General features: G+C 69.6%; 20 protein-coding genes. 11 read left to right on the top strand and 9 right to left on the bottom strand.

Annotated features, from left to right (window positions below):
• Positions 1–69: 69 nt before the first annotated feature.
• Both nucS and ACFVAE_RS10370 read right to left on the bottom strand, forming a co-directional pair.
• Positions 70–765, bottom strand: coding sequence for an endonuclease NucS (gene nucS / locus ACFVAE_RS10375; RefSeq protein WP_378891417.1), 696 nt, complete (start codon positions 763–765; stop codon positions 70–72).
• A 9-nt stretch (positions 766–774) separates the two neighbouring features.
• Entirely contained in the window at positions 775–2001 is a 1227-nt protein-coding gene (locus ACFVAE_RS10370; protein ID WP_378891415.1) for an MFS transporter, read from the bottom strand.
• A gap of 59 nt (positions 2002–2060) precedes the next feature.
• Here ACFVAE_RS10370 and ACFVAE_RS10365 point away from each other — a divergent pair, with 59 nt between their 5' ends.
• Positions 2061–3125, top strand: a complete 1065-nt coding sequence (locus tag ACFVAE_RS10365; protein ID WP_378891413.1) for a LacI family DNA-binding transcriptional regulator — start codon at positions 2061–2063, stop codon at positions 3123–3125.
• 10 nt (positions 3126–3135) lie between these two features.
• On the opposite strand, the gene ACFVAE_RS10360 is transcribed toward ACFVAE_RS10365, so the two are convergent.
• On the bottom strand, positions 3136–4623 hold the full coding sequence (locus tag ACFVAE_RS10360) for a hypothetical protein (RefSeq protein ID WP_378891411.1): 1488 nt from the start codon (positions 4621–4623) through the stop codon (positions 3136–3138).
• A 91-nt stretch (positions 4624–4714) separates the two neighbouring features.
• On the opposite strand from ACFVAE_RS10360, the gene ACFVAE_RS10355 reads away from it, so the two are divergent.
• The 9 genes from ACFVAE_RS10355 to ACFVAE_RS10315 all read left to right on the top strand — a co-directional run bounded on the left by ACFVAE_RS10355 (position 4715) and on the right by ACFVAE_RS10315 (position 14878).
• Positions 4715–7642 carry a Na+/H+ antiporter subunit A gene (locus ACFVAE_RS10355; protein ID WP_378891409.1) on the top strand — a complete coding sequence of 976 codons (2928 nt, stop codon included), beginning with the start codon at positions 4715–4717 and terminating at the stop codon, positions 7640–7642.
• Complete coding sequence (locus ACFVAE_RS10350) at positions 7642–8190, top strand: Na(+)/H(+) antiporter subunit C (RefSeq protein WP_378891407.1); 549 nt, start codon at positions 7642–7644, stop codon at positions 8188–8190. The genes ACFVAE_RS10355 and ACFVAE_RS10350 overlap by 1 nt, the downstream gene beginning before the upstream one ends.
• Positions 8187–9746: a Na+/H+ antiporter subunit D gene (locus tag ACFVAE_RS10345; protein WP_378891405.1), complete on the top strand. Its 1560-nt coding sequence runs from the start codon at positions 8187–8189 to the stop codon at positions 9744–9746. The genes ACFVAE_RS10350 and ACFVAE_RS10345 overlap by 4 nt, the downstream gene beginning before the upstream one ends.
• Entirely contained in the window at positions 9743–10342 is a 600-nt protein-coding gene (locus ACFVAE_RS10340) for a Na+/H+ antiporter subunit E (protein WP_378891403.1), read from the top strand. Before ACFVAE_RS10345 ends, ACFVAE_RS10340 begins: the two co-directional genes overlap by 4 nt.
• Complete coding sequence (locus ACFVAE_RS10335) at positions 10339–10608, top strand: monovalent cation/H+ antiporter complex subunit F (RefSeq protein ID WP_378891400.1); 270 nt, start codon at positions 10339–10341, stop codon at positions 10606–10608. Before ACFVAE_RS10340 ends, ACFVAE_RS10335 begins: the two co-directional genes overlap by 4 nt.
• Positions 10605–10994 (top strand): monovalent cation/H(+) antiporter subunit G, encoded by a 390-nt coding sequence (gene mnhG, locus ACFVAE_RS10330; RefSeq protein WP_378891397.1) that lies wholly within the window; start codon positions 10605–10607, stop codon positions 10992–10994. Before ACFVAE_RS10335 ends, mnhG begins: the two co-directional genes overlap by 4 nt.
• A gap of 31 nt (positions 10995–11025) precedes the next feature.
• Positions 11026–12354, top strand: a complete 1329-nt coding sequence (locus ACFVAE_RS10325; protein ID WP_378891395.1) for an MFS transporter — start codon at positions 11026–11028, stop codon at positions 12352–12354.
• A 77-nt stretch (positions 12355–12431) separates the two neighbouring features.
• The gene (locus ACFVAE_RS10320) at positions 12432–13943 is read left to right on the top strand and encodes a carbohydrate-binding protein (protein WP_378891392.1); all 1512 of its coding nucleotides are present in this window, start codon (positions 12432–12434) and stop codon (positions 13941–13943) included.
• A 107-nt stretch (positions 13944–14050) separates the two neighbouring features.
• Positions 14051–14878, top strand: a complete 828-nt coding sequence (locus ACFVAE_RS10315) for a DUF2510 domain-containing protein (protein ID WP_378891389.1) — start codon at positions 14051–14053, stop codon at positions 14876–14878.
• Positions 14879–14893: 15 nt separating this feature from the next.
• On the opposite strand, the gene ACFVAE_RS10310 is transcribed toward ACFVAE_RS10315, so the two are convergent.
• From ACFVAE_RS10310 to argG, 6 genes are all read right to left on the bottom strand, one after another.
• Entirely contained in the window at positions 14894–15658 is a 765-nt protein-coding gene (locus ACFVAE_RS10310) for an alpha/beta fold hydrolase (protein WP_378891387.1), read from the bottom strand.
• A gap of 9 nt (positions 15659–15667) precedes the next feature.
• Complete coding sequence (locus ACFVAE_RS10305; protein ID WP_378891385.1) at positions 15668–18325, bottom strand: penicillin acylase family protein; 2658 nt, start codon at positions 18323–18325, stop codon at positions 15668–15670.
• Positions 18326–18430: 105 nt separating this feature from the next.
• A complete protein-coding gene (locus tag ACFVAE_RS10300) occupies positions 18431–20614 on the bottom strand; it encodes a YhgE/Pip family protein (RefSeq protein ID WP_378891382.1) in 2184 nt (727 codons plus the stop codon).
• Positions 20611–23442: a YhgE/Pip family protein gene (locus ACFVAE_RS10295; RefSeq protein ID WP_378891380.1), complete on the bottom strand. Its 2832-nt coding sequence runs from the start codon at positions 23440–23442 to the stop codon at positions 20611–20613. Before ACFVAE_RS10295 ends, ACFVAE_RS10300 begins: the two co-directional genes overlap by 4 nt.
• Positions 23439–24056: a TetR/AcrR family transcriptional regulator gene (locus tag ACFVAE_RS10290; RefSeq protein WP_378891378.1), complete on the bottom strand. Its 618-nt coding sequence runs from the start codon at positions 24054–24056 to the stop codon at positions 23439–23441. The genes ACFVAE_RS10295 and ACFVAE_RS10290 overlap by 4 nt, the downstream gene beginning before the upstream one ends.
• A gap of 116 nt (positions 24057–24172) precedes the next feature.
• Positions 24173–25618 carry an argininosuccinate synthase gene (argG, locus tag ACFVAE_RS10285; protein WP_378891375.1) on the bottom strand — a complete coding sequence of 482 codons (1446 nt, stop codon included), beginning with the start codon at positions 25616–25618 and terminating at the stop codon, positions 24173–24175.
• A gap of 108 nt (positions 25619–25726) precedes the next feature.
• Between argG and ACFVAE_RS10280 the strand changes: the two genes are divergently transcribed.
• Positions 25727–26263, top strand: coding sequence for a hypothetical protein (locus ACFVAE_RS10280; RefSeq protein WP_378891372.1), 537 nt, complete (start codon positions 25727–25729; stop codon positions 26261–26263).
• The last annotated feature ends 42 nt before the right edge of the window (positions 26264–26305 follow it).

Raw genomic sequence — 26305 nt, 5'->3', positions numbered from 1 at the left:
ATGCAGGGTGACACGCCACGGTTGCGGCCTGCGAGCGGGGTTCGACCCTGCGGGTGGACGGACGGGCGGTCAGAACAGGCGCGGAGCGCCCGACTCGATGCCCTTCATGTCCTCGTAGTCGAGGACGAGACAGCGGATGCCGCGGTCCTCGGCCAGCACGCGGGCCTGCGGCTTGATCTCCTGCGCGGCGAACACGCCCTGCACGGGAGCCAGGTGCGGGTCGCGGCCGAGCAGTTCGAGGTAGCGGGTGAGCTGCTCGACGCCGTCGATGTCGCCGCGGCGCTTCACCTCGACGGCGATGGCCGCTCCCCCGGCATCCCGCACCAAGAGATCGACCGGGCCGATCGCCGTCGGGAACTCGCGGCGCACCAGTGTCGCGCCCTCGCTGATCAGCTCGACCTGCTCGGCGAGCAGCCGCTGCAGGTCGGCCTCGACGCCGTCCTTCTGCAGGCCGGGGTCGATGCCCAGGTCGTGGTTCGAGTCGCTCAGGATCTCGTAGATCTGCACGCGCAGCGCGTCGCCGGTCTTCTTGTGCGTGACGCGCCAGACCTCGACGACGCCGGCGGACGCCTCTTCCTCGCCGGGCTCCTCGGTGGTGAGCGAGCACGGCGGGCTCATCCAGTTCAGCGGCTTGTAGCTGCCGCCGTCGGAGTGCACGAGCAGGCTCCCGTCGCCCTTGTGCATCAGCACACGGGTGGCCGGGGGCAGATGGGCGTTGAGGCGGCCGGAGTAGTCGACGGCACAGCGGGCGATGACGAGACGCACCCGAAGAGCCTACTTCGTCGTCGTGCTCATCTCGTCCTGACGGAGCGGGCGGGCAGCACCGGAGAACAGGCCGGAGAGCACGGCGAGCACGACGAGCACGTAGAGGGTGTTCAGCAGGCCGATGTGGTTGGCGATGAAGCCGAGCACCGGAGGGCCGCCGAGGAACGCGATGTACCCGATGGTCGCCGCTGCGCTCACCCTGGCCGCGGCCTTCGCCGGGTCATCGGCCGCCGCCGACATCCCGAGCGGGAAGCCGAGCGAGGCGCCGATCCCCCACAGCGCGGCCGCCACGAACACCAGCGGAGTGTTCGGGGCGAGGATGAAGAGCAGGATGCCGCCGGCGGCGGTGACCGCGAGCACGCGCAGCACGACCACGCGGCCGAAGCGGTCGACGAGCGGGCCGCCGAACACGCGCACCACGGTCATCGCGATCGAGAACACAGCGAGAGCCGCCGCGCCCGCCGCTGCTCCAGCACCGTGGTCCTCTGCGGTGCCGAGGGCCAGCCAGTCGTTCGCGCCGCCCTCGGCGAAGGACATGCCCAGCATGACGACGCCGAGCGCGTAGGTGCGCGGCTCGCGCCAGGCCGACAGCGCGACGTGCATCCGCTCGCGCCAGTGCGGCTTCTCCTGCGGCTCGGGGTCGAGCGCGGCCTCGCGCACAGGGACGTTGAGGTAGCAGACGACCGCGGCGACGACGATGACTGCGGCCATCGTGATTCCGTGCGAGGCGACGTCGGCGCCGATGCTGACGGCCAGTGCGCCGGCGCCGGCGCCGAGCACCGTGCCGAGGCTGAAGAAGGCATGGAACACCGGCAGCACCGTCCGGCCCATCTGCTGCTCGATGGCCGTCGCCTCGACGTTCATCATCACGTCGAGGTTGCCGTTGCCGTACCCGAACATGGCCAGGCCGGCGATCACCATGGGCACCGAGCCGAAGACGTTGGTGCCGAGGCCGATCAGGGCGACGCCGACGCCGAAGATCAGCATCATCAGCAGCATCCCCCGGCGTGCGCCGGTGCGCGCCATCATCGCGGGGCTGGTCGAGATGCCGATGATCGAGGCGATGCCGGCGGCGAGCAGCAGCAGACCGACCTGCGCCTTGTCGATGTCGAGCGCGACCTTGATGTCGGGCACGCGGGACGCCCAGGTCGCGATCGACAGGCCGCTGGCCAGGAAGATGGCGAAGATCGCGGCGCGCCAGCGCACGAACTGTGAGCGGGTGAGGGCGGAGTCCATGTCCCACATCGTATCGAATCGATTCGAAGGTTGAGAACCACCGGGTTATGCTCAAAGGCATGAACGACCGCCGAGCGACCCTCGCCGACGTGGCGCACGCCGCCGGGGTGTCGACATCCACGGCATCCGTGGTGTTCAGCGGCAAGGTCAACGTCGCCGAGGCGACTCGCGAGAAAGTGCTCGCCGCCGCATCCGAGCTCGGCTACACGGGGCCGGACCCGCGCGCTGCCTCGCTGCGGCTGGGACGCAGCGGGATCGTCGCCGTCGTGCTCGGCGGCCACCTGCGGCACGCGTTCCTCGACCCGGTGACGACCGCGATGATGGACGGTCTGACCGACGCGCTCGCCGGAGCCGGTGCTGGAGCCGGAGCCGGTCTGCTGCTGCTGCGCGACGACCCCGAGGCCGAGGGGCCGCACCCCGTCACCGAGGCGCCGGTCGACGCGGTCGTACTCATCGGATGCTCGGCCCGCACGCGCGAGGCGCTGGAGATCGTCCGAGGGCGCGGCCTGCCGGTCGTGGTCATCGAGGGCGATGCGGGGGAGGGGATTCCCCAGGTCACGCTGGACAATCGCGAGGCGGAGGCCGAGGTCGCACGGCATGTATTCCAGTTGGGGCATGAGAATGTCGCGCTGGTGACGCTGTCGCTGGACACCGAGCGACGGCGCGGTCCTGTGACCGCGGAGCACATCGCCGCGGCGACCGTCGATGTGACGCTCGACCGCCTGGACGGAGCGCGCCAGGTCTACCCCGATGCGCCGGCCATCAGTGCCGCCGGCAGCCTGATCGACGAGGGCATGATCGCCGGCCGGGCACTGCTGTCCGACCCCGCCACCCGGCCGACCGCGGTGCTCGCGCAGAGCGACCTGCTGGCCGTCGGCGTCATCCGTGCCGCGGAGGAGCTCGGACTGCGCGTTCCTGAGGATGTGAGCGTCGCCGGCTTCGACGGCATCGCCGTGGACGGCCTCGGCGACTACCGCCTGACCACCACCGTGCAGCCCGCTGTGCGAAAGGGGCGGGCCGCCGGCGAGCAGGTCGTGCGGATGCTCGACGGTGAACCGGGGGAGTCGGTGCATCTGACCTGTCGCTTCCGCGCCGGGTCCACGACGGCGGCTCCGCCGTCCTGAGCCCCGTTCCTCAGGACCGCTGCGACCCGAGCGGCAGCGGGTGCCGGGCGAAGTCCAGGATCGTGTAGCGGCCGCACGGGATCACGGCGTCGGGCACGGCGCCGGGCGGGGGCAGCTCCCACGTCTGGGTCTGCGCATCCTCTACCAGGAACGTGACCTCGCCCACGTCGAAGTCGGTGCGGTTCACCAGCCACGCGTACCCGCGGAGGGCGTGGTCGACCTGCACCAGTCGCGCGGGATCCTTCAGATGCAGCTTCGGCAGTCGCACCGTCCAGAACTGCCCGGCACCGGTGCGCCCGGACTGGTCCACCCAGTCGGTCACGCAGCCGAGGTCACGGTCGTCGGCGTTCGCGGATGCCGCCAGGCGGGGCGCCGAGACGACCGTGAACACCAGCACGATGGCCGTCGACGCGGCGATCGCGATGCGCACCGCGACCCGTGGCATTCCCACGGTGCGGGGGAGGGCGACCAGCGAGAGCACCGGCGCGAAGGCGATCGGCTGCAGGTAGCGCGCGGCATGGGTGCCGAGCGCGATCGCTCCGATGACGACGAGCAGGGGGATCAGCCATCCGGCCGTTCCCACGATGCGCGCTCCGCCGGTGCAGCGCACCGTGCGGCGGACGCAGAACGCCAGCAGCGCGACGATCAGAAGCGCGCCTGCGACGCCTCCGGGCGCCGTCAGACGCTCGCCGGCGAGGCCGGCGTAGTACTGCAGCGACTGCGTCCACTGCGAGGGCTGAGCATACCCGGCCCCGGTGTTCGCGATCCATTCCGCGAACGGAATGCGTGCGAGGAACCCGGTGCACGTCCCCACGACGAGTGCCAGGAAGGGGGCCAGGGCGTGCGGGCGGCGGCGCAGGGCGCCGAGTCCGAGCAGCAGCCCGAGCGGCACGGTCGCCCACGCCGCGAAGAGCGGATTCGACAGCGTCGACACCCCGGCGATCACGCCGAGGACGTACGGGATGCCGGCCCATCCGCCGTCGACGTGCCGGCGGATCAGCCCGACGACGGCGACCACGGCGATGACGGTCGCGGAGTAGTACGTGGTGGTCAGCAGCAGGGATGCCGGCTCCAGCGCGTCACGAGAGGGCGAGGTCTCGAGAACGACGAGCAGGCAGAACGCCGCGAACGCGAGGAGCGTCCACGTGACGGGGGACCGACCGTCGCCGCGCCGGCCCGCGACCAGACGCAGCGCGCCATAGAAGGCCAGCAGGTTCACGACGGCGTTCACCGCGAACAGTGCACCGATGCCGAGCCAGGGGAGTGCCAGCCGGAGCAGCGCGAAACATACCGCTTCGGGCATGAAGAGCACGCTGGAGAACGCCCAGTCCTGGGGCTGCCCTTCCAGCACCGAGCGCACGTACATGGCGACGACCAGAGAGTCGCCGTCGCGGAACAGCAGTTCGGAGCGCGCGGACGCGGCCGACTGGGCAGCGACGAACACCGCCACCCCCAGTGCGGCGGCCCATCCCGCCGCTTCACGCCATCCCCCGCGCACGTGACCACTCTTGCACGACGCGCGCGGTCGGTACACTGGGAAAGTACAGCCCGCCTAGGCCGGAAGGCCCGACGAGCGTGAGGAGCCGCTTATGACGTTGCTCCTCGCCGTGTTCCTTGCGGGCTCGCTTCTGCTTCCCGCATTGATCCGCTGGCTGGGAGCCCGGGCGTTCGCCGTCGGAGCCCTCATTCCCGCGATCGCTTTCGTCCACGCGCTCCTGCTGACGCCTCAGGTGCTCGACCCCGCGAGCATCCCCTACGAGTCCTTCCCCTGGATCCCGCAGCTGGGGCTGAACCTGTCGATGCGGATGACACCGCTGAGCTGGGTGATGACGCTGATCGTCACCGGAGTGGGCGCGCTCGTCCTGTTCTACTGCCGCTGGTACTTCTTCGACGAGGGCCGCGAGGTCGGCCAGTTCGCCGGCGTGCTGCTCGGTTTCGCCGGCGCCATGTACGGCCTCGTGCTCACCGACGACCTGATCATGCTCGTGATGTTCTGGGAGATCACCAGCATCCTGTCGTACCTGCTGATCGGCCATTACCGGCGCCGCGCGGCCAGCCGTCGTGCCGCCCTCCAGGCCCTGCTGGTGACGACCCTCGGCGGACTGGTGCTGTTCGTCGGTGCGATCATCCTGACGGTGGTCGCGGGCACCTCGAGCATCACCGCGCTGCTCGCCGACCCGCCGTCGGGTGCCCTGGTCAACGCCGCGATCGTCATGCTGCTGGTCGGCGCGGTCAGCAAGTCGGCGATCTTCCCGTTCCACTTCTGGCTGCCCGGTGCGATGGCAGCGCCCACTCCGGTCAGCGCGTATCTGCACGCGGCGGCGATGGTCAAGGCCGGCATCTACCTGATCGCCCTGTTCGCTCCGGTGTTCGGGAACGCGGGCCCCTGGCGCCCGATCGTCGTCTCGCTCGGCGTGTTCACGATGCTGCTCGGCGGCATCCAGGCACTGCGCGAGACCGACCTGAAGCGCATCCTGGCGTTCGGAACGGTCAGCCAGCTGGGCTTCTTCGCGGTCGTGATCGGCTTCGGCACGCAGGCCGCCGCCCTCGGCGGCCTCGCCCTGGTGATCGGGCACGCCCTGTTCAAGTCGGCGCTGTTCCTGATCGTCGGCGTGATCGACCGCCAGCTCTCCACCCGTGACATCCGCGAGCTGTCCGGTGTCGGCCGGCAGGCGCCGGTGATGGCGACGACCGCGTTCATCTCGGTCGCCTCGATGATGGGCATCGCCCCGACGATCGGCTTCGTCGCGAAGGAGTCGTCGCTGACGGCCCTGCTGGATGCCGCGCAGGCGGGGGAGCCCTGGGGTCTGGTCGCCCTGATCGGCGTCATCCTCGGCTCCATGCTGACCGCGGCGTATGGCACGCGTTTCCTCTGGGGCGCATTCTGGACCAAGCGCGACCGCAGCGGAGATCGGATGCCGGACACCGCGTGGCCCGACCCGCCGGTGGGCTTCCTCTCCGCGCCGATCCTGCTGGCGGGCGCGACGATCGGCGTCGGCATCGCCGCCCCGGCGCTGGACATCATGGTGCACGCCTACGCCGTCACCGCGCCCGATGACGGCGTCGGTCCCGGCCACCTCGCGCTCTGGCACGGCTTCGAACCGGCGCTCGCGATCTCGATCCTGTCGATCCTGATCGGCATCGGCATCTTCCTGCTGTCCCGCCGCACCGGCTGGGACGCGAAGCCGCGACTGCTGCCGTTCACCGCCGCCGATGTCTACTACCTGGTCATGCGCGGCGTCGACCGGCTCTCGGTGCTGACGACCACGCTCACCCAGCGCGGTTCGCTGCCGATCTACGTCGGCACGATCTTCGTGGTCTTCATCGCGGCCGAGGCGACCGCCCTGGTGATGACCGGCACCCCGCAGGCGATGCAGCTCTCTGCGTGGCACACGCCCGCGCAGATCGTGGTCGCCCCGATCATGGCGGCCGCGGGCATCGTCGCGGTCCGTGCGCGCAAGCGATACACCGGAGTCGTGCTGGTCTCGGTCACCGGCCTGGGCATGGTCGTGCTCTTCGCGACCAGCGGCGCCCCCGACCTCGCGCTGACGCAGATCCTCGTCGAGACGGTCACGATGGTCACGTTCGCGCTGGTGCTGCGCCGGCTGCCGTCGCGAATGGGGGAGCACAACGCCTCGGTCGGCCGGCTGCCCCGCGCCCTGCTCGCGATCGGCGCCGGGGCGACCATGGCGCTGGTCGCGATCGTCGCCACCCAGGCGCGCATCACCGACCCGATCTCCGCAGCCTTCCCGCAGCTGGCCTACGAGCTCGGTCACGGCAAGAACGTCGTCAATGTGGCCCTGGTCGACCTACGCGGCTGGGACACCATGGGCGAGCTCAGCGTGCTCGTGCTCGCGGCGACCGGCGTGGCATCCCTGGTGTTCGTCTCGCACCGCGCCGACCTGCTCTCCAGCACCCGTGCGCTGCCAGCGGCGACACGTCGCCGCGGCGACCGCCGCCCGCTCATCGAGACCGTCGACGGACCCCGCTTCCAGACTCCGGAGAACCGCTCCGGCAACCGCGCATGGCTGATCGGCAGCCAGCAGCAGAAGCCCGAGAACCGCTCGATCCTGCTCGAGGTGATCGTGCGCATCCTGTTCCACACGATCATCGTCGTGTCGATCTATCTGCTCTTCGCCGGGCACAACGGCCCCGGCGGCGGCTTCGCGGGCGGCCTGGTCGCCGGCATGGCGCTGGTCATGCGGTACATCGCCGGCGGACGCTGGGAGCTGGGCGCCGCCGCGCCGACGGATGCCGGTCGTCTGCTCGGCGCCGGCCTCATCCTCGCCGTCGGCGACGCCGTGGTCCCGCTGTTCTTCGGCCTCGCGCCGCTGCAGAGCGTGGTGTGGGAGGCGGATGTCCCGGTGCTGGGTCACCTGGAGTTCGTCTCGTCGACGATCTTCGACATCGGCGTCTACCTGGTGGTCATCGGTCTGGTGCTCGACGTGCTGCGCAGCCTCGGCGCCGAGGTCGACCGGCAGACCGCCGCACTGCGTGAGCGGGGGGTGCGCATCTGATGGACGTCTCGCTCACCCTCATCATCGTGATGGCCGTGCTGTTCGCCTGCGGCGTCTACGCCATGATGGAGCGCTCGCTGACCCGGGTGCTGATCGGGTTCCTGCTGCTCGGAAACGCCGTGAACCTGCTGCTGCTGATCGTGATGGGCGTGCCGGGCAAGGCGCCGTTCTTCGGCGAGGAGGGTGACCTCAGCGATCCGCTGCCGCAGGCGCTGACCCTCACTGCGATCGTCATCACCTTCGCCGTGAGCGCGTTCCTGCTCGCGCTGATCTACCGCTCCTGGCAGCTGGGCCAGGCCGACACTGTCGAGGACGACGAGGAGGACATCGCCATCCGCGAGCGCACGATCTCGGAGGAGGAGGTCTTCGACGACGAGTCCGACATCGGCGACGACGACGCGACCACCGACTTCGTCGGCGAGCAGACCGCGCCGATCACCGTGCTGCACATGCGCGACGTGCCCGGCATCCGGGATGACGCGCCGGTGGATGTCCCGGATGCCGCGCCGCACCAGCAGCGCCGAGACGACGAGGGGGACCGCACATGACCGCGCTCGTCCCGCTGCTCGTCGCCCTGCCGCTGCTGGGAGCGGCCATCACGCTCGTGTTCGGCCGCAGCCCGCGTCTGCAGGTGCTGGTCTCGGCCATCACTCTGGCATCCGTCTCGGTGATCGCGGCGATCCTGCTGGTGGTCGTCGACCGCAGCGGCACGCCGATCGCCGTGTCCGTGGGTGGCTGGCCGGTGCCGTTCGGAATCGTGCTCTACGTCGACCGGCTCGCGGCGCTGCTGGTGCTCACCTCGGCGATCGTGCTGCTCGCGGTGCTGCTGTTTTCGATCGGCCAGGGCGCGGCCGACGGCGCCGAGGACACCCCGACGTCGATCTTCAACCCGTCGTACCTGATCCTCGCGGCCGGAATCTTCAACGCGTTCATCGCGGGCGACCTGTTCAACCTCTACGTGGGCTTCGAGATCCTGCTGGTCGCGTCCTATGTGCTGATCACGCTGGGCAGCACGGAGTCCCGCATCCGCACCGGATCGGTCTACATCGTCGTCTCGCTGGTGTCGTCGATCCTGTTCCTCGCGGCGATCGCGGCGATCTACGGCGCGGTCGGCACCGTGAACATGGCGCAGGTGGCCGAGCGGGTGGCGCAGCTGCCGCAGGAGACCCAGCTGGTGCTGCACCTGCTGCTGGTGATCGCGTTCGGCATCAAGGCGGCGATCTTCCCGGTGTCGTTCTGGCTGCCCGACTCGTATCCGACCGCTCCGGCGCCGGTCACCGCCGTGTTCGCCGGCCTGCTGACAAAGGTCGGCGTGTACGCGCTGATCCGCACCGAGACGCAGCTGTTCGCGCAGAACAGCATCGACACCCTGCTGATGGTCGTGGGCCTGGCGACGATGATCATCGGCATCCTCGGCGCGGTCGCGCAGGCCGAGCTGAAGAGGATCCTGTCGTTCACCCTGGTCAGCCATGTCGGCTACATGATCTTCGGTCTCGCGATCGCGACCGAGGCCGGCGTGGGCGCCACGGTGTACTACATCGTGCACCACATCGTCGTGCAGACGACCCTGTTCCTGGCCGTCGGCCTCATCGAGCGCAGAGCCGGCAGCACCAGCATCCTGCGGGTGAAGGGCCTGATGAAGGCGGCGCCGCTGCTCGCGGTGCTGTACTTCGTGCCGGCGATCAACCTCGGCGGCCTGCCGCCGTTCTCGGGGTTCATCGGCAAGATCGGCCTGTTCCAGGCCGCGGCGGATGTCGGCACGCCGCTGCTGTACGTGCTGATCGGCGGCGGCATCCTCACTTCTCTGCTCACGCTGTACGCGCTGATGCGCGCCTGGAACCTCGCGTTCTGGCGCGAGGACGACGACACGGCGGAGGAGGGCGAGACCCGGCACGGCTACCTGGCCGGTGCGCCGGCCGCGGACGAGCAGCAGGAGCGCCGCCGCATCCCCGCGATCATGACGATCGCCACCGGGGGCATGGTCGGGGTGACACTGGTCCTGACGATCTTCGCCGGCCCGCTGTACGCTCTGTGCGACCGCATCGGCAGCGGCCTGCTGCAGCCGGTGACCCTCGTGCAGCTCGATGAGGAGGCGGGCGGATGAGTCCTGAGACGCGTCGCGGCCTCGCCCACGACATCTGGGTGCAGCTGCCCTTCCTCGCCTGGCTCGTCGTGCTCTGGATGCTGCTCTGGCACCAGTTCACGCCCCTCGCCTTCGTCACCGGCGTGGCCGTCGCGATCTTCGTCACCCGCGTGTTCCGGTTGCCGACCGTGGAGCTGTCCGGCCGGATCAACCTCTGGTACGCGTTCCTGTTCGTGGTGCAGTTCCTCTGGGCCGTGGTGATGGGCGCGCTCAGCGTGACCATCCAGGTGTTCGACTTCCGGCGTCAGCCCGGGGCGGCGATCATCGCCGTACCGCTGCAGTACGCCGACGACCTGATCATGACGCACGTCGCGGTCACCTCTTCCCTCATCCCGGGATCGCTGGTGATCGAGGCCGATCGCGACCGCGGCATCCTCTATCTGCACGTGATCGGCGTGCACACCAAGGCCGATGTCGAGAAGTTCCGGGCCGAGGTGCTCACCTGGGAGCGCCGCATCGTGCGTGCGCTGGGCACGCCCGCGCAGTACCGCGCGCTGCGCGCGGACGCCCTTCGTCTCGCTTCGCTCGCTCAGGAACCGCGGAGGGAGGTCCGATGAACATCCTGCTGGGCATCATCCTGGTGATCTTCGGGATCGCCGCCATCCTCACGCTCATCCGCATCGTGCGGGGGCCGTCGATCCTCGACCGGGCCGTCGCGAGCGACGTGCTGCTGACCGAGGTGATGTGCGTGCTGGGCGCCGAGATGGCGATCAACGGGCACACCCGCAACATCCCGGTGCTGCTGGTGATCGCGATGATCGGCGTGTTCGGATCGATCGCGGTGGCGCGGTTCGTGGCACGAAGGGACAACACCCCCTCATGAACGTGTTCGGACTCGAGATCCCCGACGCCGTCCTCGATGTCGTCGTGCTGGTGCTGATCCTGATCGGCGCGATCCTGTGCCTGTCGGCCGCGGTCGGGCTGCTGCACTTCCGCGGCGTACCATCCCGCCTGCACGCCGCGACCAAGCCGCAGGTGCTCGGCCTGCTGCTGATCTGCATCGCGATCGCGCTCGGGCAGCGCAGCGTCGGCGGCATCCTGATCGGGCTGGTGATCGTCGCGCCCATCGTGCTCATGCAGTTCGCGACCGCGCCGCTGTCCGCCCACATCGTCGGCCGACAGGCGTATCGCAACGGCTCGGTCGACGAGCGCGAGCTGGTGGTAGACGAGTACGCCGAATCGAAGAGCACGCCGCCCGGCGCGGGCTGATCCGCCGACAGCGCGCGTGCGAGGATTGAGGGTGACCTCCGCTCCCGACACCGCGCAGAAGCCCTCCCTCCGCTCGCGGATCATCGCGAGCCTCGACGACCCGGTGCTGCGCGCGCTGGTGCTGTCGACCGTGGTGTCCCGCATCGGACGCGGCGTGTTCTTCGCCGTCACGGTCCTGTTCTTCACACAGATCCTCGGCCTCGGCGCCGGTGAGGCGGCGATCGTGCTGGCCGTGTCGAGCGGATGCGGCGTCGTCGCATCCTTCCTCGGCGGCTGGCTCGCCGACCGCTGGAGCGCCCGTCGGATGACGTTCGCCTTCGAGGCGCTCGGCGGTCTGCTGCTGGCCGGCTACGCGTTCGCCGGCGACTTCGTCACCGCCCTGGTGCTGGCCTCGCTCTCGGGCTTCTTCGACTCGATGAGCCACGCCTCGCGGTCGGCGATCATCGCCCGCGGCTTCGTGCCCGAGCGGCGCGTGCACGCCCGTGCGGTGCTGCGCACCGTGACCAACCTGTCGATCGCGCTCGGCGCAGGCGTCGGCGCGATCGCCCTGGCGCTCGGCACGCCCGAGGCGTACCGCATCGTGATCGCCGTCGCCGGTCTGCTCTGCGCGGCGGGTTCGCTGCCGCTGCTGCGCCTGTCATCCGCGGTGGATGCTCCGCCGCGGCCCACGACCGACACCATCCGCACGGCGACGGGGTCGATCAACACCGATGCCACCGCGGCAGCGGCAGCCGAGCGCAGGAACTGGCATCGGCGCTCACCGTGGCGCGACCCGCGCTATCTGCTGCTGAGCGCGCTGTCGGCGGTCTTCGGCATGCAGTTCGGTGTCGCCGAGCTGGGCGTGCCGCTGTGGATCACCCGCGACACGAACGCTCCGACCGTGCTGGTCGCGGTGCTCGTGGTGGTGAACACCACCCTCGTCGTGCTGTTCCAGGTGCGAGCATCCCGAGGCACGCACGACGTGCGCGTGGCGGGCAGGGTGACGATGATCGCGGGCTGGCTGATGGCGGCATCCTGCGTGATCTACGCGCTCGCCGCAGGGCTGCCGGCCTGGACGGCGATCGTGGTGCTGCTGGTCGCCACCATCACGCACACCTTCGCCGAGATCCTCTCGCAGGCCGGCGCGTGGGGACTGAGCTTCGAGCTGGCCGATCCCGTGCGTGCCGGCGCGTACCAGGGCGTGTTCGGCATGGGGTTCTCGCTGGGAGCACTCGGAGCGCCGATCGTGGTGAACGCGACGGCGATCACCTTCGGCTTCGCCGGCTGGGTGATGCTCGGACTGATCTTCCTCGCCGCAGCGGTCGGCATCTGGGCGATCGCGCGGCGCGCGAGCGCGGCATCCGTTCCTGTCGTCGCGTGAGAATGTGGACATCACGGATGCGGGGGAGCGGAGCGCCCGCGTAGCGTGACGGTTTCCCCCGACTCCGAGGAGATCCCGTGATCAGAGCGCACGACCCGCTGCGCACCCGGCGAGAGAGGTTCGCCGCCGGCATCGCCGCCGCGACGACCGTGATCGCCGGTGCGCTGCTGACCATCCCCATCGCGAACGCGGCCACCGCCCCGGTGGCCGCCCCTGCATCCGCAGCGGCGACGAGCACCGCCCACCAGTGGCTGACCGGCTATTGGCACAACTTCGACAACGGCTCGGTGACGATGAAGGTCAGCGAGATCCCGAAGGCGTACAACCTGGTCGCGATCGCGTTCGCCGACAACCTGGCCACGACGCCGGGCGGCATCACGTTCGACGTCGCGAGCGCCGAGCTCGGCGGCTACACCGCCGCGCAGTTCAAGGCGGATGTCGCGGCGATCCGCGCCGAGGGCCGCAAGGTCGTGCTGTCGGTCGGCGGTGAGCGCGGCAACGTGATCGTGTCGAACGCGACCGAGGCGAAGAACTTCGCCGACACGGCCTACGCGCTGATGCAGGAGTGGGGCTTCGACGGCATCGACGTCGACCTCGAGCACGGCATCAACGCGCAGTACATGAGCGACGCACTGCACCAGCTGCGCGCGAAGGCGGGTGCCGGGTTCGTGCTGACGATGGCGCCGCAGACCATCGACTACCAGGCGACGACGATGCCGTACTACCAGCTGACGCTGAAGGTGAAGGACATCCTCACCATCGTCAACACCCAGTACTACAACTCGGGCACGATGATGGGCGCCGACCAGAAGGTGTACTCGCAGGGCACGGTCGACTTCCTCACCGCGCTGGCGGCGATCCAGCTCGACATGGGCCTGCGGCCCGACCAGGTCGGCATCGGCGTTCCCGCGGTGCAGAAGGCCGCCGGCGGCGGCTACCAGCCGATGGCGAACGTCGTGAAGGCGGTCGACTGCCTCGAGACCGGTGCGAACTGCGGCACGTTCACGCCCGCCACGCCCTACGGGCCGATCGGCGGCGTGATGACCTGGTCGATCAACTGGGACAAGACCGGCGGCTGGGCGGTCGCGAACACCGTCGGCGCTCGGCTGGGCAGCGGCTCGGGCACGCCCACGCCGGATCCCGACCCGACGCCGACTCCCGACCCGACACCGATGCCTACGCCTACGCCCACCCCCGACCCGACCCCCGACCCGGGCACCTGCGGGGCACCGGCGTGGTCGAGCTCGGCCGTCTACAACGGGGGCGCGAAGGTCTCGTACAAGGGCGTCGAATACACCGCCAAATGGTGGACCCAGGGCGACACTCCGGACAGCAACGCGGTGTGGAGCAGGGTCTCGGACTGCGCGCCGGGAACCGATCCCGGAACGGGCCCAGGCACCGATCCCGGAACGGGCCCCGGCACCGACCCCGGCACCTGCGCGGCGGCGTGGAGCGCGAGTGCGGCGTACGCGAGCGGCGCGACGGTCACCTACCAGGGCGCGCAGTACAGGGCCAAGTGGTGGACCCAGGGCGAGGCACCCGGCTCGCAGGCGTGGGGTGCCTGGGAGGCGCTCGGCGCCTGCAGCTGAACACTGATGACACGCGGATGCCCGGGGGCTCGCGCCCTCGGGCATCCGCCTGCGCGGGCCGAGCGGAGCCCGCGCGAGCCAATAGGGTGAGAACGGAAAGGGGCGACATGGCAGCAGCACCGGGATGGTACCCCGCGGGCGTTCCCGGCAGGGAGCGCTGGTGGGACGGTCTGCAGTGGACGTCGTACGAGCGGGACGCCGTGGCATCCGCCGCTCCCGTGGCGACGCTGCCGCAGCAGATCCCGATGGGCTGGTACTCCTTCTCCGCATCGGGCGAGGCGCGCTGGTGGGACGGCCTGAACTGGACCCCCTACCGGGTGAGGAACGGGAAGCCGGGCGCCGATGCGTACGCCATGGAGCCCGCCGGTCTCGGCTGGGCGATCGGCGGACTGTTCGCGGTCGCGGGGCTGCTGTATCTGTTCATCGGTCTGTTCGAGCCCGGCAACCTCCTGCTGGCGGCGCTCTTCCTGCTGCTCGGAGCGCTGTGGATGGTCGGCGCCGGTCGTGCTGCCGCACGGCAGAAGATCCCCGCCCCGACGACCGTCCCGCTGCTCGACGATGTCCTGCGCCCCCTGCCCGGTGAGGCTGAGGGGGACGGCGCCGGCTGGTATCCGGTGTCGGGAAGGACGCTCCATCGCTGGTGGACCGGAACGCGCTGGGCCGCCTACATCTCGGACCGGGGACGGGTGCGCCCCACGCAGGCAGGACCGCGCGCCTACCTGTCGGCGATGATCGTCGGCGCCGTCGTCGGCGTCCTCGCGCTGGTCGTCATGACGATCGGCATCGTGCTGACCGCCGGTGGCGACGACGTCGGCGCCCCGATCCTGACCGCGCTCGGCGTGCTCCTGCTGTTCCTCGCCGGCGTCATCGTCGTCAGCGTGTGGCTGCGCCGCTACGCCCTCATCCTGCCGAAGGCGGCTCCGGCGCAGAAGTGAGACCGACCGCGCGACTCAGGATCCCTCGTCGGCGAAGGCCGTGATCGCGGCCGCGGCCAGCTCGGAGTCGCTGATCAGCGTGCCGTGACCGTGATCCGGGATCTCGACGAGCCGGGCACCGGGGATGGCCTCGAGGATCTGCCGGCACCACGACACCGGTGCGAGGGGGTCGCGCTCGCCGCGCATGACGAGCGTCGGGCACGTCACCCCGGCATAGGCCTTCTCAGGCTGGTGCACGATGGTCGCACGCATCTTGCGCACGAGGTTCGGTCCGCCGCGCAGGTACTCCCTCGCTCCGCGCCACAGCACGAGGGGCTTCTCGCCCAGCAGATCGATGAACAGGTACCGCGCCTGCACCCGGATGCTGCGCGAGGCGCTGTCGACCGTGGGGCCGGCGAGCACCAGCCCGGCCACGACCTGCGGATGCCTCGCGGCGACCTCGGCGGCGATCTGGCTGCCCATGGAGTGGCCGATCAGCACAGCATCCGAGATGCCGCGATCGCGCAGGAACGCGGCCACGAGGTCGGCGTGACGCTCCATCGTGAGCGTGCGCTGCGGTTCGGGCGCCTCGCCGAACCCCGGCAGGTCGATGCCGATCACCCGGCCGCGCAGTCGCGCGACCAGGTCGACATAGACGCTGCGACCCATCCCGATGCCGTGCAGCAGCACGAACGGCAGGGATCCTTCGCCGAGGTCCTCCGCGACCAGGACCGCCCCGCCGTACGCGAACTCCGCGACCCGCGCGGGGACGCCGTCAGGGGCGAGCAGACGTTCCGGCATGCCGCGAATCTACCCCTTCGGGGTGAGCACCAGCGTGTCGACGGTCGCCTTCGTGACGGCCTTCTTCGAGAACACCCAGCGGTCCTGACGGCCCGCCGCCCAGTCCTCGGTCTGGTCGGTGTAGTGCTCGTTGAATGCGTGCCCGCTGGCACCGGTGAGGTGGATCCAGCTCGACCGGTCGAAGTCCGACAGGTCGACGACCATGCGCATCGACGGCACGGTGGTCGTCTCATAGGACTCGCCGAGGTTCCAGCCGGTCGCGTTCACCACGGATGCTCCGCCGCTGACGCGATACGGCCCCCGGTTGAAGAGCATCTCGATCGGGGCGATGCCGGACTTGCCCAGCGTGGCGCTGCGCAGCGTGAGGGCGTGCAGCCCGCCCCAGTTCCACTGCGCGATGTTCTCGCCCTGCAGGCGCGCCAGCTCGGTGTACGCCTGCTCCGCCGAGAAGGCGAGCATCTCGTCCATGCTGTTCACCCGCAGCTTCTTGTTGGTCCAGAGCGGGTCGTCCGGGTTCTCCAGCATCCCGCCGACCACGGTGAACAGGCGGCCCTGGCCGGTGATCGGCATCGGGTTGTCACGCCGGGAGAAGATGTTCTGCACCAGGTTCGACCACAGCACGTTGGCAAAGGCCGCGGCGGACGAGTCGGCGGTGTTCTGCGCGTCCCAGGAGCGCAGCAGCTTCACGGCCGCCTTGGGACCCTTGCCCTCGACGGTGACGTCCTGCATCGCGATGGTCAGCTGCTTGCCGATCCACATCTCGTCATCCATATGGATGTCGCGCAGATCCTGCGCCGTCAGAGGGCCTGCGGCGGACTTCCGCTCGATCAGGTGCGCGATGCGTCCCGCGCGGTAGCCGTAGTCCCAGTCCTTGGAGAGGAAGTAGGCGTAGTCGTCGGTCACGATCGCGTTGTTCGCGGTCACGATGTATCCGGATGTCGGGTTGTACGACACCGGCAGCTTCTCGAACGGGATGTACCCGGTCCAGTCGTAGCTGCTGTCCCAGCCGGGCTGCGGCAGCCAGCCGTCGCCGGCGCCACGGATCGGCAGGCGACCCGGCGCCTGGTAGCCGATGTTGCCCTTCCTGTCGGCGTAGATCAGGTTCTGCGCCGGCACGTCGAAGAGGGATGCCGCATAGCGGAACTCGCCGAAGTCCTGCGCCTCGGACAGAGCGAAGATCGCGCTCGCCGTGGTGCCGGCATCCAGTGCCGTCCAGCGCAGGCTGACCGCGTAGTCGCCGGTCGCGGGGGCACCGGCGGCGTCGCCGGGCACCACCGTCCCGCCATCCGTCGCCTTGCCCTGCTCCAGCTCGGGCTTCTTCGCGATGCCGGTGAAGTCGGGCGTCAGCCCGGAGATGATCGGCCCGTGCACGGTCGAGCGGATCGTGAGCGGGATGTCCTTCCCGCCGGCGACCTTGATCGTCTCCTCGCGCACGTCCATCGGCACGAGCTTGCCGTCGCGCCAGTACTTGTCGCCCTCGACCTTCTCGATGTACATGTCGGTCACGTCGGTGGTCAGGTTGGTGAAGCCCCACGCGATCTTCGCGTTGTGGCCGATCACGATGCCCGGCAGGCCCGAGAAGGAGTATCCGCCGACGTCGAACGGGCACTTCTCGCTGACCTTCGCGCACTTCAGCTGCACCTGGTACCAGACCGAGGGCAGTGCGGCGCCGAGATGCGGGTCGTTCGCGAGCAGCGGCTTGCCACTCTCGGTGAGTGCGCCCGACACCACCCACGAGTTCGAGCCGATGCCCTCGCCGACGTTGCCCAGCAGCATGCTCGCGGCATCGATCACGGTGTCGGCCTGCTTCCACTCCACCGAGTTCAGCGCCTGCGCGGCATCTTCACCCTCGCTGCCGGTGAAAGCGGCGGTGTCGGCGGTGGTCGTGGCCGACGGGCCCGTGACCGGCGGCGCGGCGGAGATCGTCGGCACGATCACCGGGTTCCGGTCGAACGGGTACGACGGATACAGCTGCTGGAGGGTCTGCTTCGCCTCGGCCGGGTCGAGTGTCGCGGCCAGCTGGGCGCGCGTGGTCTCGTCCTCGATGTTGGTGCGGAGGTCCCAGGCCATCGCCTTCAGCCAGGCCACGGAGTCCGCGGGCTCCCACGGCTCGGGCTTGTAGCCGGGGTTCTGGATGCCGAGGACAGCGTACTCGAGCGAGAGCTCGGCGCCGCTGCGCGAGGCGAGGTAGGCGTTCACACCCTTCGCGTACGCCTCGTAGTAGCCGCGGGTGGTCTCGTCGAGGTTCTCGACCTCCTGCTCGGCGACCTTTCGCCAGCCGAGCGTGCGCAGGAACGCGTCGGTGCCGGCCTGCGACTCGCCGAACATCTCGGACAGCCGACCGGCGGTGGTGTGCCGGCGGAAGTCCATCTCGAAGAACCGGTCCTGCGCGTGCGTGTACCCCTCGGCGAAGAACAGGTCGTCGGTCGAGTTCGCCGTGATCGTCGGGATGCCGCGGTCGTCGCGCTGCACCACCACGTCAGACTGCAGGCCCTTGAGCGAGGTCCGCCCGTCGGTCTGCGGGAACGACCGCTGCGCGGTCCACGCCAGGAAGAACGCGGCGGCGGTGGCGATCACCAGGATGATCGCGACGACGACGAACAGTGCGCGGCCGAAGCGGACTCCGGCGGAGGGGCGTACGGCGGATGCCGGGGTCTCTGTGGACATCAGAGGGAACACTCTCGATACAGGTCGGGGCGGTGAGTCGGGGGCTCACGCGATCAAGGGCCGGCGTCCGGGGGGAAGACGCACGCCTTGGCATCCTAACCCCGCTCACATGAGCTTCGTGGACTCCAGCGCGCGCAGCATCTTCTGGTTGCCGTGGATGAGCGGCAGGCGCAGCACCAGGCCGAGCAGCAGCGCCGGAACGGCGAACAGCGCCAGCCAGCCCAGCTGCACCCAGTAGTCGTTCCGGTAGATGCCGGCGATCGCCGCACGCATCGCACTGACCGCGTGCGTGGCGGGCAGCCACGGGCTGATGTTCTGGAACCACTGCGGCAGCACCTGCAGCGGGTAGGCGCCGCCCGAGCTGGAGATCTGGATCACGAGCAGCAGCACCGACAGCGCCTTGCCGGCGTTCCCGAACGTGACCACGAACGTGTAGATGATCAGCATGAACACCAGCGAGCTCACCCAGCCCGCCAGGATCAGCAGGAACGGATGCTGCGGCTGCACCTGGGTGAACAGGATGCTGCCCAGGCAGACCAGCGAGCTCTGCAGGAAGCCCACGATCGCGAAGATGCCGAACCGGCCGAGGTACGTCTGTGTGGGGGAGAGCTGCGGAAGACCGGACTCCTCGTCCTGGGGCGGGTCCACGCGGATGGCCACCGCGGTCAGCAGTGCACCGACCCACAGGGCCAGCACGGTGTACATCGGGGTCATCGCCGCGCCGAAGCTGACCACCGAGTACACCGGCACCCGGTCCAGCTCGACGGGCTCGGCGACGAAGGTGGCGAGAGCCTGCGGATCGGAGCCGATGATCTTCCGCAGATCGCTCAGGTCGCCCGTGTCGACGGCCTTCGTCAGTGCGGCGTCGAGCTCGTCGAAGCGGTCGGCGGTCTCGATGAGCGACGCCGAGATCCCCGAGGTGAGCGTCTCGCCCTTCGTCAGGACACTGCTCAGCGAATCCGAGCCCGACAACGACCTGGCCGCCGCCGAGAGGTCGTCACCGATCGAGTCCACGTCGCGGCCGATGTCGGCCAGCGTGGAGGCCAGGGCGTCGAGCTTCGGCTGCAGGCTCTTCTCGAACGCGCTGCCGGCGTCCTTCACGGCCGCCTTCGCCTGGGCGATCAGCTTCGAGATCTCTGCGTGGGTGGCCTGGCGGTCGGCGTTGCCGGCGACGATCTGCGAGGCGGCGTCATCGAGGCGCACCTGCAGAGCCTGCTCGCGAGCGATCGCGGAGTCGATCCGCGCGATGGTCGCGTCGAAGGCGTCCAGTGCGCTGTCCGGCAGCAGAGGCCGCACGTTGTTCACGAGGTCGTCGCGCACCTTCTGCTGCTGGTCGACCTGGGTCTGCACGCGTGCGCCGATGGCGCGCAGCGCATCCGCCGAGCTCGCCGACTGCGCATCCATCGAGGCGAACACGTCGTCGACGCTGTCGGCGACGGCCTGATAGCTGTCGGCCGTGGCCGACAGCGCCTTGCCCAGCGCCGCGGTGGTGGTGGACAGAGTCTGCTTCAGCGACTTCGCGGCCTGCTTGCCGTCGCCCATGGCACCCTTCGCGCTGCGCAGGGTGTCGGCCGACGAGGATGCCAGGCCGGATGCGCTGTCCAGCAGCGGACGGCTGGACTCGAGCAGCGCGGTGAACATGTCGGCCGTCGACGCCCCGGCGCGCAGCTGCGCCGAGACCGACGCGACGTGCGCCTGCAGGCGGGAGAGCGCCGCCTGGGTGTCGGCGTCGTCGAGGTACGACGACAGCGAGGTGATGATGTTCAGCCCGGCCTCGCTGAGCTTCTCGGTGAAGACCTCGTTGATGCTCGTGGACACCTCGCCGGCGCCCTGCTCGGTGATCTTCGGGGCGAGGGCGTTCTTCTTCTCGTTCGTGTAGTACTCGATGCGGGTCGGCTCGGCGCCGTTCGAGTAGAACGTCATCATGTCTTCGCTGAACGTGGGGGGCAGCACGATCGCGGCGTAGTACGCACCGGAGCGGGTGCCGTCGATCGCGTCCTCCTTCGACGTGAACACCCAGTCCAGGTCGTCGTTGGCGCGCAGCGCCGAGAGCACCTGATCGCCGACGTTCAGACGGATCGGAACCAGGTCGCTCTGGTAGCCCTCGTCGACGCTCGCGACGGCGACCTTGAGGTTCTTGGTGTTCTCGAACGGGTTCCAGCTCGCGATCACGTTGAACCAGGTGAACAGCGAGGGGATCACGACCAGCCCGAACAGCACGATGACGGCCATGACGCTGCTGGTCGCCCGACGCAGGTCGAAGCGGAGCACGGCGAGGATGTTCTTCACTTCTGCTCCTCCTCTTCGTCCTCTTCGTCGGAGTCGGGTGCTTCGTCGGTGTCGGGTGCTTCGTCGGTGTCGGGCGCTTCTTCGTGGCTCGGCTCGTCACCGGCATCCGTCTCGAAGAGCTCCTCGAGCGAGACCGTGTCGTCGTCCGGCTCGGCTTCGACCTCGGGCTCCGGCCGCTCGAGCACCGCCGTCGCGGCCGCCGCCGTGGCCGGTGCGGCGCTCGCCGCGGCATCCGCCTCCTGCGGTACGCCCGCCGGCGCGGATGCGTGCAGGATGCCGGCCTCCGTCGTCTCGTCGATCAGCGCCTGGCGCAGATCGGCCTCGGGCATCGCGCCCAGCTCGGATGCCTGTGCGATGCTCTGCTTGATGTACTCCAGCGTCACCAGCGCGGCGATGAGGATCAGGCACCACAGCGCCCACAGGCCGAGCATGGTCGCCTTCGCGTCGGGCAGCAGCCAGGCCGCGACGCCGATCACCGCCATCACCGCGACTCCGATGATCACGGTGAGGCGCAGCCGGGTCGGGTAGTGCTCGGTGAACCGGCGCGCCCGCGCCGCGTTCTCGGCACGGAAGCCGTCGCCGTCGGTCAGTGCGCGGATGATCTGCGGGGTGCGGCGGCGGCCGATGATCTGCACGTCCTCGCTGACCAGCAGACGGCTCTCGGCCAGCTTGCGGTTGAACAGCAGCGCGAAGTTACCCAGCCAGCGGCGCAGGACCAGGCCGAGCACGAAGGCGAGGATCACGAAGATCGCGATCGTTCCCATCGCGCGCCACCAGGTGCCGTCGTAGAAGCCGCTGATGGTCTCGCGGAGCGCTTCGATGCCGTAGGTGAACGGCAGGAACGGATACAGACCCCGGAAGAAGTCCGGCATCATCTCGATCGGATACAGGCCGGATGCCCCGGGGATCTGGAAGATCACCAGCAGGATGCACAGGCCCTTGCCGACGTAGCCGAACACCACCGAGAGGGCGTAGATGATGCTGAGGTAGGCCAGGCCGATGAGCACACTGCTGCCCACGAACGCGAAGGCGTTCGCGGTCTGCACGCCGATCACGAGGTTGCCGATCGAGACCAGCAGCGACTGGAAGAAGACGATGGCGGCGAACAGCATCCAGCGACCCATGTAGGCCTGTCGCACCGAGACGCCCTCGACGCCCTCGGTGTCGACCTCGAGGCGGAAGATGACCATCAGTACGAAGGCGCCGATCCACAGCGACAGGTTCGTGAACAGCGCGGCCATCGCCGAGCCGTAGGCCTGGGTGGGGAACATCACGTTCTCGTGCACCTCGACCGGCGAGGCCATGAAGGCGGCGATCTGCTCGGGATCGAGTCCGCTGATCTCGCTGAGCCTGTTCCACAGGTCGGCCGAGCCGAGCGCGAGCACGTCGGTGCGCACAGTGCCGAGGCCCTCCTCGGCCGTGGCCAGGTTGCCGTCGAGGGCGGTGAGCGCCGTGGATGTCGAGGCGAGCTGTGTCTTCAGCCCGGCCAGCAGGTTCTGGGCCTGCGCCACCTGCGAGCGCTGCGCGCCCACGGCCGCCGAGAAGCCCTCGGCGCTGGCCGACAGCGCCGACATGGCGCGGTTCAGCTCGGGGACGTTGTTCATCAGCGCCTTGCGGATGTCGCCCGCCGAGGTCGCCGCCTGCTGGACTGCGGCATCGACCTTGCCGGATGCCGCGTCGAGGGACTTCAGGGTGTTCGAGACGTCGCCGTTCAGTGTCTTCAGCTGCGCGAGCACCTGTTGATCGTCGGCATTTCGCTGCTGCAGCGCGTCGATCGCGGCGCGCAGCTTCTGCGCGGCATCCGAGGCCGGGTCGAGCTGATCGAGCGCCGCCTGCAGCTCGTCGAGAGCCGTGCTGTTGGCCTTGATCACCGCGGTCATGTCGTCGATCGCCGTGCCCACCGCGACGTTCGCCTGCTGCAGGCCGGCCGACAGCGTCGCGATCGACGCGCTCATCTTGCCGGAGGCATCGGCGAGCAGGCCCGCCCCCTCGACGTATGCCGAGGTGACCTTGTCGGTGACGGTCAGCAGCTCCTGCTGCGCCTCCTTGGCGAGAGTCTGCGCCTGGGCGATCGAGCGCTGCACGTCGGCGAGCGTCCTGTCTACCTTGCTCAGTGTGCCGCCCGCACTGTCGAGTCGGCCCTGTGCGTCGGTCAGCGCGGACTGCAGGTCGGCGAGGTTCGTCCGAGCGGCAGCGAGCTTCGCGGTCGCCTCGTCCAGGGCGGTGATCGAGCCGTCGCGGGCTTCGGTCAGCCTGCCTTCGACGTCGATGCCGGCGGCCTTCAGCTGCTCGGTGATCACGCGCGAGACCGTCGAGACGAAGGTGCTGTTGATCTGCTTGTCGAGCGTCGACGCCCCCACGTCGGTGATCTTCGGGGCGATCGCATTCGCCTTCTCGTTGACGTAGTACTTCAGCTGCGGACGGGTGATGTCGCCGGTCGTGACGCTGAGGAAGTCGCGACTGAAGTCCGGCGGGATGACGATGGCGGCGTAGCTGTCGCCGCTGAGCACGGCGTCCATCGCGTCGTCCTCGTCGAGGAAGGTCCACCCCAGCTGGTGGTCCTTCTTCAGCTCGGTGACGAGCTCGCCGCCCACGTCGATCGGGCCGGTCAGGTCGGAGGTCGCGCCCTCGTCCTGATTGACGATCGCGACGCTGACGTTCTGCGTGTTGGAGTACGGATCCCAGAACGCGATGATGTTGAACCAGGCGTACAGCGAGGGCGTGACGATGACGCCGACGATGATGATCCACGCCTTGCTCACGCGTGCGAGACGACCGAGGTCGCGCCGGAAGACGGTCCAGGCGTTCGGAGTGCCGACCGGGCTCATGCAGCGACCTCCGCGATGTCGGGATGTGCTGCCAGCAGACTATCCGCCTCGCGCCAGGACAGGCCGGCGATGCTCAGCACCGTGCGGACAGCCACATCCGCGGCGCCCTCGCTCGTGGCATCCGTCCTGGCGACGACCGTGCGGGCCATCTCCTCGATCAGCCGCGCCACGGTCGGGGCGGCGAGGTCGGTGCGGAAGCTGCCGTCCTCCTGGCCGCGGCTCACGAGGCCGGCGACCGTGCGGCGCAGCGGCGCGAGCGCCTCGGCCGTGTGCTCGACGTGCGCCTCGTCGAGAGCGAGCACAGCGGCGAACTGCACGTGCGCGGCCTCCTGCCAGAGGCGGGCGGCCAGGCGCGCGAGCGCCAGCCGGGAATCGGTGTCGGCGACCGACTCGGCGATCGCGTTGAAGCGCTGCGCGCCGATCACGATCAGCTCACGGATGAGGGCGTCTCGATCGTCGAAGTGGCCGTACAGCGTGCGGCGGGAGAGACCCGCGGCGCGGGCGATGACGTCGACGGAGGCGTGCGGGTCGGCCGCGAGCGCCGTGCGAGCCGCGTCGAGGATGCCGGCACGGTTCGCACGGGCGTCGCTGCGGGGCACGCGGGTGGTGGTCATGGGTCAAGAATACTAACCTGCACACTGTTGTGCAAGTTAACTTCTGCTCCGCTCGGGGACGACGAAGGGCGGATGCCGCAGTCCGCAGCATCCGCCCTTCGTTCGTGAACCTCGTGTCAGTCGGTGCCCGAGTCGAACGCAGCGCCCTCGGACGCCACGTCCACGGCATCCGTCAGCTTCTCGTCCGCCTCGGAGACCGAGCCCTCGACCTGCTCGGTGATCTCGGCGGCCTCGCCGGCGGTGACGCGTCCGACCAGCTCGCCGGTGGCGCCGCCGACCAGGCCGAGGCCCGCGTACTGCTCCAGGCGCGAGCGCGAGTCGGCGATGTCGAGGTTGCGCATGGTCAGCTGGCCGATGCGATCAACCGGGCCGAAGGCCGCGTCGCCGACGCGCTCCATCGAGAGCTTCTCCGGCCCGTAGGACAGGTTCGGCGAGACGGTGTCGAGGATGGTCCAGTCGTCACCGCGGCGCAGGCGCAGCGTGACGGTGCCCGAGATGGTGAGGCCGACCCAGCGCTGGATCGACTCGCGCAGCATGAGCGACTGCGGCTCGAGCCAGCGGCCCTCGTACATCAGGCGGCCCAGGCGCCGGCCCTGCTCGTGGTACGTCGCGAGGGTGTCCTCGTTCAGGATGCCGTTGACGAGACGCTCGTAGGCGATGAACAGCAGCGCCATGCCCGGCGCCTCGTAGATGCCGCGCGACTTCGCCTCGATGATGCGGTTCTCGATCTGGTCGCTCATGCCCAGACCGTGGCGACCGCCGATGCGGTTGGCCTCGAACACCAGCGCCACCGGGTCGGTGAACTCCTGGCCGTTCAGGGCGACGGGGCGGCCGGCCTCGAAGGTGACCGTGACGTCTTCGGTGGCGATCGCGACCGAGTCGTCCCAGTACTTCACGCCCATGATCGGGTCGACGCTCTCGAGCGACACGTTGAGGTGCTCGAGGGTCTTCGCCTCGTGCGTTGCGCCCCAGATGTTGGCATCCGTCGAATACGCCTTCTCGGCGGAGTCGCGGTACGGGAAGCCGTGCTCGACGAGCCACTCGCTCATCTCCTGGCGGCCGCCGAGCTCGGTGACGAAGTCGGCGTCGAGCCAGGGCTTGTAGATCCGCAGGCGCGGGTTGGCCAGCAGGCCGTAACGGTAGAACCGCTCGATGTCGTTGCCCTTGTAGGTAGAGCCGTCGCCCCAGATGTCGACGCCGTCCTCCTTCATCGCGCGCACCAGCATGGTGCCGGTCACGGCACGGCCGATCGGCGTCGTGTTGAAGTAGGTCTTGCCGCCGGAGCGGATGTGGAAGGCACCGCACTGCAGGGCGACGAAGCCCTCCTCGACCAGAGCGGTCTTCGCGTCGACGAGGCGCGAGACCTCGGCGCCGTACTCCAGCGCACGGCCGGGGATCGACTCGATGTCGTCCTCGTCGGGCTGACCGAGGTCGCCGGTGTAGGTGCAGGGGATCGCACCCTTGTCGCGCATCCAGGCGACGGCGACGGAGGTGTCGAGACCTCCGGAGAACGCGATGCCGACGCGCTCGCCGACGGGGAGGGACTGCAGGACCTTGGACATGCGATCAAGTCTATCGGCGGCGCGTCGCGCAGAACGGCCCGCCTGTGCAGCGGGGATCGGCGCCGGGCTACCCTGGATCCTCTGCCGCGGAACTCTGGAGAGATCGCAATGCGCCGCACCACCGGCATCCTGTTCGTCACCGCGCTTCTCGCGCTGGGCCTGTCGGCCTGCGCACCGCAGCCGGAGGACGCCGCGAAGCCGCCGGTCCCGTCGGCGACGCACACGACGGATGCTCCCGAGGCCGGCGCCACTCCCACCGAGCGTGCCGACGCGCTCTGCCAGGCGGGTCCCGCTGCAGGCGACCAGGCCTGTGTCGTGACCGGCCAGAAGGTGACCGGCGACCTGTCCTTCGAGGGCTACGACGTCGTGAAGCTCATCGACAGCACCGTCGACGGCGCCGTCGCCGCGGGCGGTCTGCGCGACCTCGTCGTGACCGGTTCGCAGATCGGCGGCGACCTGTCGATCACGCGCATCCAGGGCGTTGTCGTGAAGCTGACGACGGTGGGCGGCACGCTGGACATCTCGGATGCTCAGCACGCGACGCTCGTGAAGAACACCGTCGGCGGCGACCTGAACTGCGACGGCGTGCGCGCGGACGGCACAGGCAACCAGGTCGCCGGCACCGCCTCCTGCGTATTGCGCTGACCGGGGCGCTGATCCCATAGAGGTGCGCGCTCGGGCTACGGT

This window comes from Microbacterium sp. NPDC057659, from assembly GCF_042799915.1.
Taxonomy (GTDB): domain Bacteria; phylum Actinomycetota; class Actinomycetes; order Actinomycetales; family Microbacteriaceae; genus Microbacterium.
This window is presented reverse-complemented; position numbering and strand designations above follow the sequence as displayed.